This window comes from Shewanella oncorhynchi, assembly GCF_012584455.1.
Lineage (GTDB): Bacteria > Pseudomonadota > Gammaproteobacteria > Enterobacterales > Shewanellaceae > Shewanella > Shewanella oncorhynchi.
Genome location: NZ_JABAEB010000016.1, coordinates 72,854 through 90,436 on the forward strand (window position 1 = coordinate 72,854; position 17,583 = coordinate 90,436).

At 44.5% G+C, this 17,583-nt stretch carries 11 protein-coding genes and 8 tRNA genes; 13 read left to right on the forward strand and 6 right to left on the reverse strand.

What is annotated here, in order from left to right:
- From HGO26_RS20075 to HGO26_RS20090, 4 genes are all read right to left on the reverse strand, one after another.
- Positions 1-71 (reverse strand) — tRNA-Met (locus tag HGO26_RS20075).
- A 145-nt stretch (positions 72-216) separates the two neighbouring features.
- Positions 217-293 (reverse strand) — tRNA-Met (locus HGO26_RS20080).
- Positions 294-438: 145 nt separating this feature from the next.
- Positions 439-515: transfer RNA gene (locus HGO26_RS20085), tRNA-Met, on the reverse strand.
- Between the two features lie 41 nt (positions 516-556).
- Positions 557-633: transfer RNA gene (locus HGO26_RS20090), tRNA-Met, on the reverse strand.
- A 257-nt stretch (positions 634-890) separates the two neighbouring features.
- Between HGO26_RS20090 and rlmKL the strand changes: the two genes are divergently transcribed.
- The 5 genes from rlmKL (at position 891) to rmf (ending at position 7,425) form a co-directional block, all read left to right on the forward strand.
- Positions 891-3,020 (forward strand): bifunctional 23S rRNA (guanine(2069)-N(7))-methyltransferase RlmK/23S rRNA (guanine(2445)-N(2))-methyltransferase RlmL, encoded by a 2,130-nt coding sequence (rlmKL, locus tag HGO26_RS20095; protein WP_168827462.1) that lies wholly within the window; start codon positions 891-893, stop codon positions 3,018-3,020.
- Positions 3,013-3,267 carry a glutaredoxin family protein gene (locus tag HGO26_RS20100; protein ID WP_168827464.1) on the forward strand — a complete coding sequence of 85 codons (255 nt, stop codon included), beginning with the start codon at positions 3,013-3,015 and terminating at the stop codon, positions 3,265-3,267. Before rlmKL ends, HGO26_RS20100 begins: the two co-directional genes overlap by 8 nt.
- A gap of 1 nt (position 3,268) precedes the next feature.
- The gene (locus tag HGO26_RS20105; RefSeq protein ID WP_131523280.1) at positions 3,269-5,194 is read left to right on the forward strand and encodes an ABC transporter ATP-binding protein; all 1,926 of its coding nucleotides are present in this window, start codon (positions 3,269-3,271) and stop codon (positions 5,192-5,194) included.
- 28 nt (positions 5,195-5,222) lie between these two features.
- Positions 5,223-7,061 carry a DUF3466 family protein gene (locus HGO26_RS20110; RefSeq protein ID WP_168827466.1) on the forward strand — a complete coding sequence of 613 codons (1,839 nt, stop codon included), beginning with the start codon at positions 5,223-5,225 and terminating at the stop codon, positions 7,059-7,061.
- A 187-nt stretch (positions 7,062-7,248) separates the two neighbouring features.
- Positions 7,249-7,425: a ribosome modulation factor gene (rmf, locus tag HGO26_RS20115; RefSeq protein ID WP_006082074.1), complete on the forward strand. Its 177-nt coding sequence runs from the start codon at positions 7,249-7,251 to the stop codon at positions 7,423-7,425.
- Between the two features lie 122 nt (positions 7,426-7,547).
- Here the strand turns inward: rmf and fabA are convergent, their stop codons facing one another.
- Together fabA and HGO26_RS20125 are read right to left on the reverse strand one after the other, a co-directional pair.
- Entirely contained in the window at positions 7,548-8,063 is a 516-nt protein-coding gene (gene fabA, locus HGO26_RS20120; protein WP_028759638.1) for a bifunctional 3-hydroxydecanoyl-ACP dehydratase/trans-2-decenoyl-ACP isomerase, read from the reverse strand.
- A 74-nt stretch (positions 8,064-8,137) separates the two neighbouring features.
- Entirely contained in the window at positions 8,138-9,871 is a 1,734-nt protein-coding gene (locus HGO26_RS20125) for an AAA family ATPase (RefSeq protein ID WP_168827468.1), read from the reverse strand.
- A 221-nt stretch (positions 9,872-10,092) separates the two neighbouring features.
- On the opposite strand from HGO26_RS20125, the gene HGO26_RS20130 reads away from it, so the two are divergent.
- The 8 genes from HGO26_RS20130 (at position 10,093) to HGO26_RS20165 (ending at position 17,581) form a co-directional block, all read left to right on the forward strand.
- Positions 10,093-10,183: transfer RNA gene (locus HGO26_RS20130), tRNA-Ser, on the forward strand.
- A gap of 488 nt (positions 10,184-10,671) precedes the next feature.
- Complete coding sequence (locus HGO26_RS20135; RefSeq protein ID WP_168827470.1) at positions 10,672-12,669, forward strand: methyl-accepting chemotaxis protein; 1,998 nt, start codon at positions 10,672-10,674, stop codon at positions 12,667-12,669.
- Positions 12,670-12,847: 178 nt separating this feature from the next.
- Positions 12,848-12,938: transfer RNA gene (locus tag HGO26_RS20140), tRNA-Ser, on the forward strand.
- A gap of 682 nt (positions 12,939-13,620) precedes the next feature.
- A tRNA-Ser gene (locus HGO26_RS20145) sits at positions 13,621-13,711 on the forward strand.
- Between the two features lie 417 nt (positions 13,712-14,128).
- Entirely contained in the window at positions 14,129-14,773 is a 645-nt protein-coding gene (gene uvrY / locus HGO26_RS20150; RefSeq protein WP_006082070.1) for a UvrY/SirA/GacA family response regulator transcription factor, read from the forward strand.
- Between the two features lie 95 nt (positions 14,774-14,868).
- Positions 14,869-16,698, forward strand: a complete 1,830-nt coding sequence (gene uvrC / locus HGO26_RS20155) for an excinuclease ABC subunit UvrC (protein WP_168827472.1) — start codon at positions 14,869-14,871, stop codon at positions 16,696-16,698.
- A gap of 47 nt (positions 16,699-16,745) precedes the next feature.
- The gene (gene pgsA / locus HGO26_RS20160; protein WP_028759642.1) at positions 16,746-17,294 is read left to right on the forward strand and encodes a CDP-diacylglycerol--glycerol-3-phosphate 3-phosphatidyltransferase; all 549 of its coding nucleotides are present in this window, start codon (positions 16,746-16,748) and stop codon (positions 17,292-17,294) included.
- A 214-nt stretch (positions 17,295-17,508) separates the two neighbouring features.
- Positions 17,509-17,581 (forward strand) — tRNA-Gly (locus HGO26_RS20165).
- The last annotated feature ends 2 nt before the right edge of the window (positions 17,582-17,583 follow it).

The window sequence follows — 17,583 nt, forward strand, 5'->3', positions numbered from 1 at the left end:
CGGGAGCCGGATTTGAACCGACGACCTTCGGGTTATGAGCCCGACGAGCTACCATGCTGCTCCATCCCGCGTCCGATTCTTGCTGTTAATAACTATTTTAATTCTGTCATCTAAGAATTGGTTGCAGTAGCCGGATTTGAACTGATTACCTTCGCCTGTTGTTTATAAGGAGTTGAGCCCGATAAGCTGTTTCTCGTTATAAACACATATAGAAAGTGGTTGCGGGAGCCGGATTTGAACCGACGACCTTCGGGTTATGAGCCCGACGAGCTACCATGCTGCTCCATCCCGCGTCCGATTGTTGCTGTTAATAACTATTTTAATTCTGTCATCTAAGAATTGGTTGCTGGAGTCGTATTTTAACTGACTACTTTCGCCTGTTGCTTATAAGGAGTTGAGGCTGATAAGCTGTTTCTCGTTATAAACACATATAGAAAGTGGTTGCGGGAGCCGGATTTGAACCGACGACCTTCGGGTTATGAGCCCGACGAGCTACCATGCTGCTCCATCCCGCGTCCGATATCTATCTGTATTACTTTACTATTTTGCTTTTAAATGGTTGCGGGAGCAGGATTTGAACCTACGACCTTCGGGTTATGAGCCCGACGAGCTACCATGCTGCTCCATCCCGCGTCCGTCTTCAAAGCGGGGCAGACTATAACGGCAGCGCCTTGGCATTGCAAGGACGAAGATCGAAAAAGGTGGTGAACGCTTAAATATAAAGCGGAGTGGGGGGCTTTCATACAATTTAAACATAAGTTAGGGATTTTTCGTTGATTATCTTAGGTCGAGGATGAGACTAAATGGGGTTTCGACTAATAACTGTTTATCTTTTATGTATTCGAGCAGGTATAATGTCGCTTTGATTTTGACTGCGTACTGATTATCCCATGCTTAATTTTTTTGCCGCCGCCCCTAAGGGCTTTGAATATAGCTTAGCCCAAGAGCTGACAGAATTTGGTGCGACTGAAGTAAAAGAGAGTGTTGCTGGTGTGTATTTCACTGCCCCCTTAGCTTTAGCGTATCGGATTACTTTATGGACACGTTTAGCCAGCCGTATCGTGTTGGTTATCTATAAAGGTAGCTGCGAGTCGGCAGAGCAACTTTATAATGCCGCCTATTGTGTCGATTGGCCCGCGCACTTTTCCAATAAAAGCACTTTTAGTATCGATTTTCATGGTACGGGTGGTTTTATCAATAATACCCAGTTCGGCGCACTCAAGATTAAAGACGCGGTTGTGGATAGATTCCGGGACGATGACGTTGAGCGCCCCAATGTGTCACGCGTCGATGCTGACTTTAAAGTTGATGCCCATTTTCGTAATGGCGTAATCACGATTGCGATGAACTTCTCTGGTCCATCATTGCATCAACGTGGTTATCGTTCGACCACTGGTGAAGCGCCATTGAAGGAAAATTTAGCCGCCAACATGTTAGTACGCAGTGGCTGGCAAGCGGCGCCTTCGACCTTGCTCGATCCTTTCTGTGGTAGCGGTACTGTGTTGATTGAAGCGGCTTTAATGGCGGCCGATATTGCGCCTGGTCTGCAGCGTAGCCGTTTTGGGTTTGAACATTGGCGTCGTCATGATAAAGCCGTGTGGCAAGAAATCGTTGAAGAAGCAAAAGCGCGTGCCTCATTAGGCGTGAAACGTTGTGAGATTAAATTTTACGGCTCAGATATCGATTCGCGCTTAGTCGCGTTAGCCAAACGTAACGCCGAAAATGCCGGTGTACTCGAGTTAATTGAGTTTCAAGTTGCAGATGCGTTGACGATAACGCCGCCTGCAGAAAGTGGCTATTTGATCACTAACCCACCTTATGGTGAACGTTTAGGCAATGTGTCTGAGTTATTGCAGCTTTACTATCAGCTAGGTGACAAGTTTAAGAAAGAGTTTGGCGGCTGGAAAGTGGCCATGCTGTGTAGTGATATCGAGCTTGTATCATCACTTAAGCTTAAAGCCGACAAACAGATGAAGATGTTCAACGGTGCCCTAGAATGTGCCTTTAACATTTATACCTTGCATGCGACCAGTACGCGTCGTGATACACCAGTGCTGCCAGACGGCGTCGACATTGCCGATATCGCCCCTGCATTTGCTAACCGCATTAAGAAAAATGCCAAGTTATTAGAGAAATGGGCCAAGAAAGAAGGCATCGACAGCTATCGTATTTATGATGCCGACATTCCTGAATATAACGTCGCAGTAGATAAATACTTAGATTACGTGATTATTCAAGAATATATGGCGCCAGCAACTATACCTGAAGCCGTAACCAAGCGTCGTTTAAGCGATGTTTTGTTAGCACTGCCGTCGGCCATTGGTATCAATCCGAACAAGATGATCATGAAGACGCGTGAGCGTCAAAAGGGCACGAGTCAGTATCAAAAGCTGGATGAGCGTAAGTTAGAGCTTATCACTACTGAATATGGCGCTAAGTTCAAACTGAACTTAACTGGTTATTTGGATACAGGTTTATTCCTCGATCACAGATTGACACGCCGTTTAGTCGGTCAAAAATCTAAGGGACGCCGTGTACTTAACCTGTTCTCTTACACAGGTTCTGCTTCTGTGCATGCGGCGCTTGGTGGGGCTAAATCGGTGACGACGGTGGATATGTCCAATACCTATATTGCTTGGGCGAAGGACAACTTTGCACTCAATGGGCTTCAAGGTAAGCAGTATGAGTTTGTTCAATCTGACTGCATGCAGTGGATCCGTGATTGCCGTGAACAGTACGATCTGATTTTTATCGATCCGCCGACCTTCTCAAATTCTAAGCGTATGGAAGATTCATTCGATGTGCAGAGAGACCATGTGAACTTACTGGCATCCTTAGTGAAACTGCTCAGCCCAACGGGCGAACTAGTGTTCTCTAACAATAAACGTAAGTTTAAGATGGACATAGAGGCACTGACCAAGATGAACATTAATGTGAAGAACATTGATGACGTGACTTTGCCTATGGACTACAAACGTAATCCACATATTCATAATACTTGGCTTATCACCCATGCCTGAGTTGACTCAAGCAGAATTAGATAACAGGCATTATCTGCTATATCACACAGAGGGATGTCATCTGTGTGAACTGGCCGCGGCCTTACTGGACGCGGCCGATATTGGCTATCGGGCCATAGATATTTGTGACGATGAATACCTCGCGCAGCGTTATGGCGTATCGATCCCTGTGCTTAAAGCTTGGGATGGTAGAGAATTACATTGGCCATTTAACGCAACACAATTACAAGAGTTTACAGGAGCTTAGTTTGAGTCTGGTTCGTATCAATAGTGGCTCTTTAGCCTATGGTTACACTCCGTTGTTACAAAAAGCGGATTTTACTATTCAACGCGGTGAGCGCGTGTGTATTGTTGGCCGTAATGGTGCTGGCAAGTCGAGTTTATTAAAAGTGTTATCTGGTGATGTACTGCTGGATGAAGGCGAATTCAACATCGCTGGTAATGTGACCGTTAGCCGTCTACAACAAGATCCGCCAAAGGCTGAGCAAGGCACGGTATACGCTTATATTGCTGCAGGATTAAAGGAAGTGGGCGAGGCGCTTGAGCGTTATCATCAATTGTCCCACGATGTGGCCCATGCCGATCCCGAGCAAATGGATCGTATGTTGAATGAAATGCAAGGTCTGCAAGAAACCTTAGACCACTATAATGGATGGCAGCTAGATTCTCGTATCCAACAAAACTGCGAGTTGTTAGGTCTCGATCCTGACAAATCCTTGAGCGAGTTATCGGGTGGTTGGCAGCGTAAAGTGGCGTTAGCCAGAGCACTGGTGAGCGAGCCAGATCTGTTGTTACTTGATGAACCGACCAACCACTTAGACATAGACACTATCGAGTGGCTTGAAAAGTTTTTACTTGATTATCAAGGCGCTATCGTCTTTATTAGCCACGATAGGGGCTTTATTGCCCGTATGGCGACGCGGATTGTCGATTTAGACCGTGGCGTGGTGACCTCATGGCCGGGCAACTATCAAATGTATCTCGATGGTAAGCAAGAATGGCTGCGCGTCGAAGCCGAGAAAAATGCCTTGTTTGACAAGCGTCTCGCCGATGAAGAAGTGTGGATCCGTCAAGGCGTTAAAGCCAGACGTACCCGTAACGAAGGTCGAGTTCGCGCACTTAAGGCGTTACGTGAAGAGCGAAGTGAACGTCTGAATCGTCAAGGCAATGCTAAAATGGCAGTATCGGATACTGAACGTTCTGGTAAGTTAGTCTTTGATGTGACCGATCTTAACTTCAATCTGCCCGATAAAAATCTGGTTAAAAACTTTAATACGACGGTTATCCGCGGTGACCGTATTGCGCTGATTGGGCCAAACGGTTGTGGTAAATCAACCTTGATCAAGCTGTTAATCGAGAAGCTGCAACCGCAATCGGGCGAAATTAAAGTCGGTACTAAGCTCGAAATCGCTTATTTCGACCAATATCGTGAAGCGTTAGATCCTGAGCAAACCGTTGAAGATAACGTTGGTGAAGGTAAAAAGACCATCACGATCAATGGTCAAGACCGCCACATTTTAAGTTATTTGCAGGACTTCTTGTTCTCGCCTATGCGTGCCAGAACGCCAGTGAAAGCGCTGTCGGGTGGTGAGAAGAACCGTTTGTTATTGGCTAAGTTATTAATTCGCCCTGCAAACTTAATCATTCTCGATGAGCCAACTAACGATCTTGATATTGAGACCTTAGAATTGCTAGAGTCGTTGCTCACTGAATACCAAGGTACGTTGTTGCTAGTGAGCCATGACAGGGCATTTATCGACAATACTGTGACCAGTAGCTGGTGGTATGCGGGTAATGGCCATTGGAGCGAGTATGTAGGTGGTTATCAAGATGCCGTGAACCAAGGGGCAAAGTTTTATTCTGAGGAACCTAGTTCACAAAAGGTGGTCGAAGTTCCTGCGGTTGAAACTAAACCCGTTGAAGTTAAAACTGCAGAACCTGTGAAAGCGGTAAAAAAACTGTCGTATAAGCTACAGCGTGAGTTAGAGTCACTACCTAATGTGATGGAGCAATTGGAGGCAGAAATTCTCGCATTGCAGACCACTATTGGACATTCAGACTTTTATAGTCAGGCGCAGGATAAAGTCAATCAGGTATTGAGTCAGTTGGCTGATAAAGAAAAGCAATTGGAAGTTTGCTTCGAGCGTTGGGAAGAGCTTGAGTCACTGAAGTAAACCAATAATAAAAATGGGAATAGAATTAATGAAGTCAAAGTTGGATAAAGCCCTTTCCTTGGTTGCCTTAGGTGTCCTTGGTGTATTAAACAGTGCCCATGCAGCACCTGTCTATGAAATCGTTAATATCGAAAATTATGATCTGAAAGGTACGCTTGAAGGCACTCGTAACGGTTATGCTTTAGGTGTGAATGCCAATGATGAATTAGTCGGTATTTCAAAGGGTAAGAAAAAACTCAGCAGTTCAGATGTCGAAGGCGGCGTGATTGATGTTGCCGATGGTATCGCACCGGAAGAAACCATTACATATTCGATAGATAAAGCCATTATTGCCAATAACTTTGCCTTTATTGCTAAGGAAAATGATGATACATCTAACCCTTGGACCCCCAATTTTGACAGCATTAATGGGACTACACCACCCAATAATGCTGCTGTGATTAACTCAGTTGATAGCTTTTATTACGGTATTAACGATGCCGGTATTAAAGTGGGTAGCATGACTGCTCCTGAAAAGAAAGCTGAGAACACTGCAACTACTGATGTTACCGATGATTACTGGTATTACCGCGACTATGAGTTCCGCGGTGTGGTAAAAGTGGGCAGCACTGAAATTCCATTAGTTCCTCCCTACACGCAATTTGTTAATGCTGATAAGACTAAAACTGTAGAGTTAGGTGGATGGTCTGCAGCAACGGCGGTCAATAACAATAATTTAGTAACCGGTTATGCCAGTACTGCCATCAGTAAATATGGTAGTGATCGTGTTAATTCTTGTTTAAGTACCGATAATACTTTGCCGTTGGATGTATGCGTTCAACGTGAGCAATATCCGAATACAACGGGGACGCGTAATATTCAGTATCAGACCCGTGCTTATGTATGGCAAATTGACAATGATGTTGCTACTGGGACTGAGTTACCTTTGGGGCTGACTCCAGCGACTGATAATACCTTAACCTTTACTGCACAGGCCTTAGGATTGAATAATAACGGTGTCGTTGTTGGTCGTTCTCATGTTTATCGTTACGGTGATACAGATAATTTACGCCAAGATGCGGCTTATTGGTCTAAAGGTACTGAAGGACACTATCAATATCATTGGATCCCTGTTCGTGATAACGATGTTATTAGCGCTATTGCCTATGATGTTAATGATAATGGTATTGTTGTCGGTAGTTATCGTAGCTATATTCAAGGTTATTTACGCGATAAGTTCTTCTATTTCGATACGAATCAAGCTGATGCAACAATAGTAACCCCGAATGATTTTGCCGCTTCTACAACGGATCTTTCGAGTAAACCAAAGAGTATCAACAATAAAGGCCAAGTTGTTGGTTATATTGAAACGACTTACGACAAAGAAAAACCCCGTCCCAAAGCGGGTTTCCTGTATGAGAAGTCGACGGGTGAGTTTAGCAATATCAATAAATTGCTGACCTGCGAGTCTAAGGGTTATGAGAAATCAAACGACGGTAGCTGGGCACGTCATCAGGTCGAAGTTCAGGATGGCTCAGGTAAAATTCTTCAATATAACGCTGATATTTTAGTGGTTGAAGGTACGAGTATCAACGAAGATGGCACTATCGTAGGTACGGCTTTTATTCGTAAACCTTCTTATCAATTTGATAAAGATGGCAACATAGTTATTGGTGAAAATGGCTTACCGCTATTTGAGCTGAGTGGTAGTGGCGAGCCTGTAACGGCTTATGTTCCACGTATGGTTGTACTTAAACCGGCTACCAGTGGTGAAGCTTGTACTGTTGAAGATAGCACCGATACCGGTAATTTTGAGCGTTCTGGTGCGGCAACGTTAGCTTGGTTATTTGCCTTGCCATTGGTGTGGTTCCGTCGTCGAATTCGTTAAGTTTTAAGCTTCAATTCAGACTAAAAAAATCGAGGCGAAATGCCTCGATTTTTTTTCGCTAGGATCTCAATAGTTTAATAAATAGTCAGTATAATAGCCGATTTTTTGATTGATCTTGGCGTCAAAAAGCACTATTTCTATGGGTGAAGCTTTTGCTTCTATTTTATGTAGAACAGAGGACGCTTGCATGAAAAGACAAAAACGAGATCGTTTAGACAGAGCTTTTTCAAAAGGATTCCAAGCTGGGGTTGGTGGACGCTCTAAGGAGCTCTGTCCATATGCAAATCTTGATTCGCGATCGCAGTGGTTAGGCGGTTGGCGTGAAGGTGTGGATGGCCGAGTTAATGGGCTATTTAATAAATAATTGAGTTTTACTCATTAATTAAATAGCCCAGAACAAGCAAAGTAATGCAGCATATTGCCCTCAGATGAGGGCATTTTTATATCTGTAGTACTGATATCTTCAGTGTATTGGAGTAAGACTGATCAGAATGTAGACGTATCGCTAAAGACACCGACTTTAAGATCGGTTGCACTGTAGATTTGACGGCCATCAACTTCAAGGATTGCATCGGCAATACCCATCACCAGTTTACGGTGAATAGTACGCTTGATATTGAGTTTATAAGTGACTTTCTTAGCGCCTGGTAATACTTGACCCGTAAACTTCACTTCACCTACACCCAGAGCACGTCCTTTGCCTTCTGCGCCTTCCCAGCCTAAATAGAAGCCAACGAGTTGCCACATGGCATCAAGCCCTAAACAGCCAGGCATTACCGGGTCGGTAATAAAGTGGCAGTCAAAAAACCATAAGTCTGGATTAATATCGAGTTCAGCGACAATTTCACCTTTGCCAAACTCACCGCCATTATCATTGATAGTAACGATTCTATCTATCATCAGCATGTTATCGACAGGCAGACGAGGTGAGTTTGGACCAAATAATTTCCCATGGCCACAGGCGATGAGTTCTTCTTTATTGAAACTGTTTGCTTTGTTCATTGTTTTACTACTCCAGCAATAAGAGCCGCCAAGATTAGCGAACACGTGTAAGCTAAACAACTCCGATCAGCTAATTAGCGGCGAAAAAATCCCAATTTTGCGAGTAATCTCGTGATTATGCCGATTTCCTCCTCGCCATTTCCTGCGAGCTTGTCTAATCGTTCCTGTACAAGGCCGTATAATGAATCATGTGGAAAATCATTATCTTCATCGGCTACACCCGCAGGCATTTGCATTAATAGCTCAACAGCTTGGTCCATATGCTCGATTGCATAGAGGTGAAATAAGCCTTTGCCTACAGCTGTAATCACTTTGGGATTGAGGTTAAGCTGTAACACGTTCGACTTGGGCATAATAACGCCTTGTTCTCCCGTGAGACCACGACGTTCACACAGATTAAAAAAGCCTTCAATTTTCTCGTTGATGCCACCAATCGCTTGCACATTACCAAATTGATCCAATGCACCAGTTATTGCCAGTGACTGAATAATGGGTTGTTCGGCAATCGCTGACATCAAACAGCAGTATTCGGCGAGTGATGCGCTATCACCATCAATTTCTTGATAGGATTGCTCGAAAACGATATTGGCATTTAGGTGTAATGGTGCATCTCGCCCAAAGATACGGTACAAGCAGGCAGAAAGGATCATCATTCCTTTGGCATGTATATTGCCACCAAGTTCAGATTTTCTTTCGATATCGGCGACTTCACCATCGCCGTAGTGAACAGATGCCGTGATCCGCGCAGGCTCACCATAACTGTAATCGATGGCATCAATGACAGTTAAGCCATTGATCTGACCTACCATAGCACCTGAAGTTGGCAGATTTATGAAGTTGTCATCGAAGCTTTGACCTGAATATTCTTCCGAGCTGTTATGACGATAGTTGGCTTGGGCTAACGCGAGCTCAATACTGCTCGCATTGATACTCGGTTTACCACAATAGGCTTTAGCTTGTACCATCAGTTGGGCAAACTCGAGCATAGACAAACTGAGGCGGCGCTGATGTTCGGTTAACCGTGCACTATAACGAAAAAGTGGCGCTAGGCTTGATTGTTCTAGAGTGACCTTGACACTTTGTGCAACCGCTTGCAACCATGCGACGTATTGTGACTCTGTATAACGGACCAAGTCGATTTCGCTAGCGAGTTCTGCTAGTAGGGTGAAGTGACGTTGAAATTGCCAATCCTCAGTTCTGACTTGGCTATAAATCATTCCTGCACCGATAAGGACAATTTTACAATTGAGCGGGATAGGACTTAAGTTATTGCTAATCTGATACGCTTTATGGGTGAGGATTTGCATCACTAATTCCCATAAACCTTCACGTTTCCAAAGTGACTCGGCGCAAATAAATACATAATGACATTCGGCCAGAGCACCAGCTTGATACTGGCTTGTTGTTCCTGTTTGTGCCATACGGCCAATGAGGTCTACACGGCGAATATTACCACTGAGGTAGCGATAGCGAGTCGTTTTTTCGGCAATACTGACCTGATTTTCCTGTGGTTTCTCTGATTGCCACTGAAATGTTGCCGCTTTGTCAGTCGGGCGTGTTGCCACTAAATAAGCTGGAGATAACGGCGCTAGGCTATCAATACAGGCTTGGATCATTAATTGGCGGTCAATGCTCGGGAAATCAGCTAGATACAAGTGCTGATCGACAATAGCTTGGTGGAGTTTAAACGCATCCACAGCACGCTCTTGTCCTAAGAGTAATGCGCTTAGATTGTCAGCCGTTTCGGGAAGGGTTGGCAGGCTAAATTCAGGTGCGAGTGAAGACGTGGGTATCAAGAGTGAATTCATATAAGCATTTACCGTGAAAAGTTGCAGTGATTTTACCATACCAAGACGACAAGTCTCTCACTGTATAGGTGTTTTTACCTCTGTTTACTCGATTATTCCTTGAAACTGGGCATGTATTTGTTGTAAAAAACATCGGGGTGAACATAAGTTGAGCATTTGACTCGATATTTAAAAATTGAGGTTTACAAGTTAGCGGTATACTTATATTATTTTCGGCGTTCGGAGGGGTGGCAGAGTGGTTTAATGCACCGGTCTTGAAAACCGGCGTGGGTTTATAGCCCACCCAGGGTTCAAATCCCTGCTCCTCCGCCATATTTAGTCAAAAAGCCGCTAAGCAATTAGCGGCTTTTTGCATTCATAAAGTTTGAACCCTTGGGTTCCTGATTTGAAGTGCAGCTCCTGCGCCATATTCACGAGAAAGGCCATCAGTAATGATGGCCTTTTTTGTTTGTGCAATTTGAACCAAGGTTCCTCATTCTAAGTTCAGCTCCTCCGCCATATTTAGTCAAAAAGCCGCTAAGCAATTAGCGGCTTTTTGCATTTATACAGTTTGAACCTTTGGGTTCCTAATTTGAAGCGCTGCTCCTCTGCCATATTCACGAGAAAGGCCATCAGTAATGATGGCCTTTTTTATCCGCGCTTCTCGTTTATGGTCTACACTAAGTTTGTGGCCAAGTTAATGGTTTTTATGGTCTTTAAAATTTGCACTAGGATGGTGCGACGTATGATTCTCGACAGTCTTGGACCATACGGCCGAACAATTCTCCCATCTGGGTGACTTATTTTAAGTAGAGAAAGCTATGTTTTTACCTACACGTATTTCGCAGCGGCTCACAATGGGCAGTGTAGTGCTGCTTCTACTCACCGGGCTCGCGGTTTTTGGTGTGATGTCACTTCGAGGGCAGCCTCGAGTGGTGGCGGCGAGTCAAGAGTTAATTGAGCAAACGGGGAGCAGTATCGTAAGGCAACTCGCACTTAAGTTGGCAAGCATTGAGGGGATTACTTTAAGCCTTGCACACCTCGCAGAAGTGCTACCCCATGAGCAAGCTCTTTATCTTAACTCCTTACCTAATTTGATTGATAACAATGGCGATCTCACTATCGCTGGCGGTGGGATCTGGCCTGAGCCAGATAAATTCGTCGCTGGGAGTATCCGCCACAGTTTTTTCTGGGCCCGTGATAGCAATAATCTACTGGCTTATTCGGATGACTATAATGCGCCATCTGGCCCTGGGTATCATAATGATCCTTGGTATACGGGCGCGCGGACTAGCTCAGTATCTCAATGTTTATGGTCAGAGGCTTATCAAGATCCGGTTACAAAGGTGGCTATGGTGACATGCAGTGTGCCATATCGTCTCACGGGGACATTTGCAGGGGTCGCAACGATAGATTTAAAACTTGATGATTTAGCCAAATTTTTAACAGAACATGGTAATGTAACTGATGGTTATGCTTTCGCTTTAGACCAAGCGGGTAATATCTTACATTTTCCTGAAACGAATAAGTCCGACACTATGTTGCGTTTTACGGATATCGTCGGGCAGTTACCTTGGCTCTCCCCCGTTGAAGCAGCACTTAAGCAAACCTCAATCAACAAAGTGGTGTCTGTAAGCTTAAATAAGGATGGAAGACTTAATCAGGCGAGTGAGGTGAGCCTTTTTGTAATGCCTGATACCGGATGGGTGATTGGCCTTGTGACGCCTAAAACGCGAGTCACAGGGCTTGCCCGTGAGCTGACCTTTGATATTTTGTTGTTTTTATTGCCCTTGCTCGCCATTTTACTTTATTTGGCTTGGTTGTCGGGTAAAAAACTGTTGGCGCAACTTGAGGAAACCACAGATCAAATTGCTTCCCTTGGGAGCGGTAATTTGGGCGCCAATGTCGAGCTGCAAATTCAGCGGGATGATGAGATTGGCGCTTTGCGCCGAGCCGTAAACACCTATGCAGGGACGTTAAGGGCAATGTTAGATCTGATCACTCAAGAAGCGAAGAAAATTCAATTTGAGGCAACGCAATTAAGTGGACTTAGCCGTAAGTTAGCTCAGCGCGCAGAGCAACAGCGGCTGGAGAGTGCACAATTAGCCGCTGCGATAACGCAAATGTCTTCAAGCGCCATGGAAGTTGCGAATAATACCAATGATTGTGCTGCAACTGCGCAATCGTCTTTGATTGTAGTGCGAGAAGGGCAAACCCGTGTTGCAGCCAGCAATACTTCCATCGAGGCATTATCAGGAGAAATTGCCAACGCAACTAAGGTGATATCCCAATTGGCCCAAGACAGTCAAAAGGTGGGCGCTGTATTAGATGTGATTAAGGCGATTTCTGAGCAGACTAATTTGCTCGCTCTCAATGCGGCAATTGAGGCGGCTAGAGCGGGCGATCAGGGCCGCGGTTTTGCAGTCGTTGCTGATGAAGTTCGAACCCTTGCGGGGCGAACTCAAGATTCGGCCAATGAAATTAGTACCATGATTAACGCTTTGCAATCGGCTTCGCGCCTCGCTGTGCAAGCAATGCAAGCTGGGGAGTCCCGCACTGTCCATGCGGTTGCGGAGGCCGAGGGCGCTGCCGATTCTCTATCGAGTACCGTACAAAGTTTCGATGATATTTCACAGCGTGCCCAACAAATCGCGTTAGCTGCTCAGCAGCAAAGCCAAGTCACTCAAGAGATTAATGAGTTGGCAGTGCGAATAAATAGCATTAGTGAAGATAACTCCCTCGATGCAACGGCGCTTGATGTGTTAAGCCTTGAGATGCAGAAACTATCTGACCGTTTAATCAATATCAATCGAGCTTAGTCTTAATATAGTGTGAAGTGTGCCACCTTAAAATGGCGCTTCAACTGATAAGGGATTCAAAGATAAGTTGAATAACGCGATATTTTTAAGCGGATTGGATGTAGATTGACCATGTAGATTGTTTCTTTAAATTAAGGGTTTACAGCAGAGTAGTAGATAGCTATTATCTCGCTCGTTCGGAGGGGTGGCAGAGTGGTTTAATGCACCGGTCTTGAAAACCGGCGTGGGTTTATAGCCCACCCAGGGTTCAAATCCCTGCTCCTCCGCCATATTTACGAGAAAGGCCATCAGTAATGATGGCCTTTTTTGTTTGTGCAATTTGAACCAAGGTTCCTCATTCTAAGTTCAGCTCCTGCGGCATATTTAGTCAAAATGTTGCTAAGCAATTAGCGGCATTTTGCATTCATACCGTTTGAACCCTTGGGTTCTTGATTTGAAGCGCAGCTCCTCCGCCATATTCACGGGAAAGGTCATCAGTAATGATGGCCTTTTTTGTTTGTTTAATTTGAACTAAGGTTCCTCATTCTAAGTTCAGCTCCTGCGACATATTTTGTATTCATACCGTTTGAACCCTTGGGTTCTTGATTTGAAGCGCAGCTCCTCCGCCATATTCACGGGAAAGGTCATCAGTAATGATGGCCTTTTTTGTTTGTTTAATTTGAACTAAGGTTCCTCATTCTAAGTTCAGCTCCTGCGACATATTTTGTATTCATACCGTTTGAACCCTTGGGTTCCTGATTTGAAGCGCAGCTTCTGTGCCATATTCACGGGAAAGGCCATCAGTAATGATGGCCTTTCTTGTTTGTGCAATTTTCATTTCAGTTTTCTCATCCTAAGCCCTTTGTTGTTCACGGCTTTCGATTTAAGTGAATATGAAATAGTCAATCAACACTATTAACCATAAATTTAAGTTTACAGTGGCGACAGAGATAGCTATTATCTCGCTCGTTAGGAGGGGTGGCAGAGTGGTTTAATGCACCGGTCTTGAAAACCGGCGTGGGTTTATAGCCCACCCAGGGTTCAAATCCCTGCTCCTCCGCCATATTTTACAAAAAAGGCCATTTTTATTCATGGCCTTTTTTGTATGTGAAATTTGAACTAGGGTTCTCCATTCTAAGCGTATCTCTTCTGCTATTTTCACGTGAAAGGCTATCAGTAATGATGGCCTTTTGTTTTTCTTGAACTGAAAAATTGCCTATATTTGCTGGATATTTTGATATCGATTTAACAGGGATTTTAGGCTGGTCATTCTGGGGTTATTGCTTCGTTTTTAAACGCTTTTTATTGGTATGCTATTCTGGAATCCTTCCTTTAAATATCATCTAGTTAACAATGTTGAATTTATGCTTTGCGAAATGGGGTTGTTGGGCTAAATTAGCCCTATGAACTCGTTATCCGTTTGCCATGTTGCTTTTTCTAACACACGGATCGAGCTGTAAATTGTAAAAGGTGGGTTAAGTTGATTTCGATATATTTGGTTGACGATCATGAGCTTGTGAGAACTGGGATCCGCCGCATCTTGGAAGATGAACGTGGGATCAAAGTCGTGGGCGAAGCCCCTGATGGTGAGACTGCTGTGCAGTGGGCTCGCCAAAATGAAGCGGATGTGATCTTAATGGATATGAATATGCCTGGGATGGGCGGATTGGAAGCCACTCGAAAAATTTTACGATATCAACCCCATGCAAAAATTATTGTATTAACTGTACACACGGAAGATCCGTTCCCAAGTAAGGTGATGCAGGCTGGTGCTTCGGGCTATTTAACAAAAGGAGCGACGCCGCCGGAAGTATTGCAAGCGATACGTCAGGTCTCTCGCGGACAACGTTATTTGTCCCCAGAAATTGCCCAACAGATGGCGCTGAGTCAGTTTAATCCTGCCGATGAAAACCCGTTTAAGTCTTTGTCCGAGCGCGAGTTACAGATCATGTTGATGATCACCAATGGCGAGAAGGTTAACGATATTTCTGAGCAACTGAACTTAAGTCCTAAAACCGTTAACAGTTACCGTTATCGTTTATTTGCTAAGCTGGGGATCAGTGGTGATGTCGAACTAACGCGGTTAGCTATTCGCTATAAGATGTTGGATGCTGGCCATTTTTAATGGAAAGTGGATTACGTTGTTCGATGACTTTAATCTAGCGAGTTCTTGGGTTATATGTTGTTTGTGTTAAGTCTCCAAAACTGTGGGTGTGAATGATGTCTAATGAATTTAACGCCCAAAGTTTCTTACGTACTGTTTCATCCTCTGCTGGGGTTTATCGCATGTATGACGTCAAGAATGACGTCATTTATGTGGGTAAAGCCAAAGATCTTAAAAAACGGCTCACCTCGTATTTTCGTAAAAACCTCGGTAATGTTAAGACCCAAGCCTTAGTTTCACATATTCACCATATTGATGTGACGCTGACCCACAGTGAAACAGATGCTCTGCTGCTTGAGAATGATTACATCAAGCAATACATGCCAAAATACAATGTGTTGTTGCGTGATGACAAATCTTACCCTTACATCTTATTAAGCCAGCATGAGCACCCAAGGCTTGCCTATCATCGCGGTCCGCAGCGGGAAAAAGGCCACTATTTTGGTCCTTATCCCAATGGCGGTGCTGTGCGTGAAAGCCTGCATTTGATGCAGAAGCTGTTTCCTATTCGTCAATGTGACGATCTTTACTACAAATCGCGCTCACGCCCTTGTTTGCAATATCAACTGTCTCGCTGTAGCGCGCCCTGCGTGGGCAAAGTCAGTCACGCTGATTATGATGAGCAAGTGAAATTAGCCAGCCTGTTTTTAAAGGGGAAAGATCAGCAAGTGATCAGCGCCTTGGTTGATAAAATGGAACTTGCGGCCGAGCAGCAGGCCTATGAACAGGCTGCACGATTTCGCGATCAGATCATGGCGCTGCGTAAAGTTGCCGAGCAACAGGAAGTCTCTAATAATAAAGGTGATATGGATGTTATTGGGGTGCATTATGCGTCGGGCATCGCCTGTTTTCACCTGCTATTTATCCGCGAAGGTAAAATTTTTGGCAGTCGTAGTTATTATCCTTCAGTGCCGGCCCAAACTGATATGGATGAGGTGCTGCGCTCCTTTATCCTACAGTTTTATTTAAATGCAGATATTCAACGCACTATTCCAAAAGAGGTGGTGATTAGCCATAATTTTGAAGAATTACATGAACTTGAAGCGGCGATTTCAGAGGCGCTAGATAAAAAACTTTCGATTAAGACCAATGTTCGCGCCGACAGGGCGAGCTTCTTACGTTTAGCCGTGACTAATGCAACGAATGCAGTGGTTACGCGCCTGTCCCATAAGAACACCGTCGAACAGCGTTTTGTGTTACTCGAAGAAATCTTAGAGTTGAGTGGGCCTATCCAGCGGATGGAATGTTTCGATATCAGTCATACCATGGGAGAGAGCACCGTTGCCTCCTGTGTGGTATTTAATCGAGAAGGGCCGCATAAAGGCGAGTATCGTCGTTATAACATCGAGGGCATTACGCCGGGCGATGATTACGCGGCAATGAAGCAAGCGGTAAGCCGCCGTTTCGATAAGATTGAGGCAGGCGGTAAAATCCCTGACATTCTGTTTATCGATGGCGGACTAGGGCAGTTGCGTATTGCCCAAAAGATAGTGGATGAAAAGTTTGTTCATTTGGATAAAGCGCCGCAGCTTATTGGGGTGGCGAAAGGTGAGGGCCGTAAACCTGGGCTTGAAACCTTGATCTTAGGGGATACCGAAACCAGCTTTTCCCTCGAAGGGGATTCGCCAGCACTGCACCTTATCCAACATATTCGTGATGAATCCCATCGATTTGCAATCACTGGCCACCGTAACCGTCGTCAGAAAACCCGTAATACTTCAACACTGGAATCGATCCCTGGTATTGGTCCTAAACGTCGTAAAGCTTTGTTACAGCATTTAGGAGGCTTGCAGGAAGTGAAAGGGGCAAGTGTGGCGGAATTAGTCAAAGTACCAGGGATCAGCATAGAAATGGCACAAACCATTCATGATGCATTGCGAGGGTGATAAAATTAAGGCAAGATTGGCGCTGCTTTTGACTAACTGGTTTGATCATGCCGTTTAACTTACCTATAGCATTAACTCTTTTCAGGCTTTTTTTACTGCCCATTTTTGTGGTGCTGTTTTATTTACCCTATGACTGGACCCCTTTTGTTGCCGCATTTACCTTTTGGCTCGCGGCGTTAACGGATGCATTAGATGGTTATGCTGCCCGTAAATTGAAACAATTAACTCGTTTTGGCGCTTTTCTTGACCCAGTCGCTGATAAGTTGATGGTGATTACAGCTTTAGTTTTGTTGGTCGATCAATACGCGAATATCTGGCTGACATTGCCCGCCCTGTTTATGATTGGTCGCGAGATTGTCATTTCAGCGTTGAGGGAATGGATGGCTGAAATTGGTAAACGTGGTACTGTCGCCGTGTCTTGGATTGGTAAATATAAGACGGCTGCGCAAATGGTGGCAATTATTGGGCTGATTTGGCAATACAATCCTTTAATGACTAATGCCGCATTTGTACTGTTATATATCGCCGCTGTATTAACGTTTTGGTCAATGATGAGTTACATTTTAGCCGCTTGGAAAGATCTTACTGCTGAATAGTGCAATAAAAAATCAAAGAGATTATTTAGTGTGCAAGCAGTAAGTTATCGATAAAACAGCGGTTGACACTGGGTGGTAAATCGGTAGAATGCCACCCCGTAGACAAGAGGCAATGTGCAAACAAAGTCTGAACGTTGCCCAATATTGATGTTTGATATTAGCTAGGTAATAAAGTGAAATGCTTTGTTTATCTGAGTGAATAGTAAAACAAGATGCGACATTAGCTCAGTTGGTAGAGCGATACCTTGCCAAGGTATAGGTCATCGGTTCGAACCCGATATGTCGCTCC